Origin of the sequence: Nocardia sp. NPDC059154 (genome assembly GCF_042755705.1) — a bacterium.
Classification (GTDB): Bacteria; Actinomycetota; Actinomycetes; order Mycobacteriales; family Mycobacteriaceae; genus Nocardia.
Window position 1 is genome coordinate 1 of the sequence record NZ_JBHZCS010000204.1, and the last position, 1366, is coordinate 1366.

Sequence of the window (1366 nt, forward strand, 5' to 3'; positions counted from 1 at the left end):
GATCGCAACACTGGCGGCCGCGGTAGGGATCGGCAATCGACCGCAACGAAAGCCGGGCCATGACGTGATCGAAGTGCCGAGCAGTACCCCGCAGCAGCAGACCGCGTGATCAAGTAACCGCCCCCATCCGGTTCTTGGGTTCTGGTGGTCGTCGCAACACCCCAGCTTGAGGGGTGTGATGGACTTCCAGATCCGAGAGGGCCGGGGGCGTCGAGGTGGTGGGCGGCCGTTGACGCGTGAGCGGGAGGAATACTTCCGGCTCATGCGTCAGGGCTACAACAGTTCGGAAGCCTGCCGGATCGTCGGTATCAACGTGCGCACCGGCAAGCGCTGGCGCAACGGCTGGCACTCGCCTCCGAACGGACGGAAGCCGAAACCTCCGATCTATGTGGAGGTTTCGGCTTCGGGCCGCTACCTGCGTGAGGACGACCGCATCCATATCGCCGACCGCTTGCGGGAGTAGGCGACCATCCGGCAGATAGCCGCCGAGCTGGGTCGTAGTCCGTCCACGATCAGCCGCGAGATCCGCCGGAACGGAATGCCGTTGCGCGGGAACGAATCACGCTGGGCTTATCGTCCTCATGCTGCTCAGCGGCGCGCCGAGGCGCGCCGGCCGCGGCCCAAGCCCGGCAAGATCGGACAGAACCCGCGACTGCGCGAATTCATCGCTGATCATCTGCGACTGCGGTGGAGTCCGGAACAGATCTGAACTCAACTCCCGACCACGCAAAACGCTCGGCTGGGAAACCCCAGCCGAGCGTCTGGCTAAAGCTCCTGGCCGAAGCCAGTTGACCAACAGCGTGTTGCAACGACCCCTGAAATTCGCCCAACCGAGCAGGGGCGGAGTTGTGCTACTCGGGGGTCCGTGCCGCACGCGTTGCGTTGGCGATAGGCGCAGTAGCGTCGCCGAGGACAAGTTCCGCCCGAGCAATCCGCCGGCGCGCTCGCCGACCTGCGACTGGGCAGAGCACGCGCAACCACGTTGCGCCGCAAGATCATCGCCGTTCCCGCTCGCTTCACCCGCCCACAGCGAAAACCTGTCCTGCACCTGCCCGCCCACTGGCCCTGAGCCAGGGCCTAGCACCAACTCTGGCACGCCACCACCGCCACACTCTCGACCGCCTGAACCCCGCCCAACCGCCCCTACGACCGGCAACAACAGTGGAAAGACTGGGCAGACCAGCAACTACCGGCCACCCAAAACCCCGCTGCCCGCGCGCCGCAGGCGCACCGACAGCGCAGAAACCTCGTCGGTGGATAAAGGCTAAGGTCAATACCGTTCAGTTAAGGTGTTCGGATGGTGCATTCCGCCTGATGGGTGGGTTGCGGGTGGTGTTTGTGGTGGGTGCGTTTGGCTGCCCATTTG

2 protein-coding genes are annotated in these 1366 nt (G+C 64.9%); both read left to right on the forward strand.

Annotated features, from left to right (window positions below; genetic code table 11):
- Positions 1 to 229: 229 nt before the first annotated feature.
- A complete protein-coding gene (locus tag ACFXN1_RS51820; protein ID WP_379446742.1) occupies positions 230 to 463 on the forward strand; it encodes a helix-turn-helix domain-containing protein in 234 nt (77 codons plus the stop codon).
- 6 nt (positions 464 to 469) lie between these two features.
- The gene (locus tag ACFXN1_RS51825) at positions 470 to 709 is read left to right on the forward strand and encodes a helix-turn-helix domain-containing protein (RefSeq protein WP_379446743.1); all 240 of its coding nucleotides are present in this window, start codon (positions 470 to 472) and stop codon (positions 707 to 709) included.
- Positions 710 to 1366 lie beyond the last annotated feature (657 nt).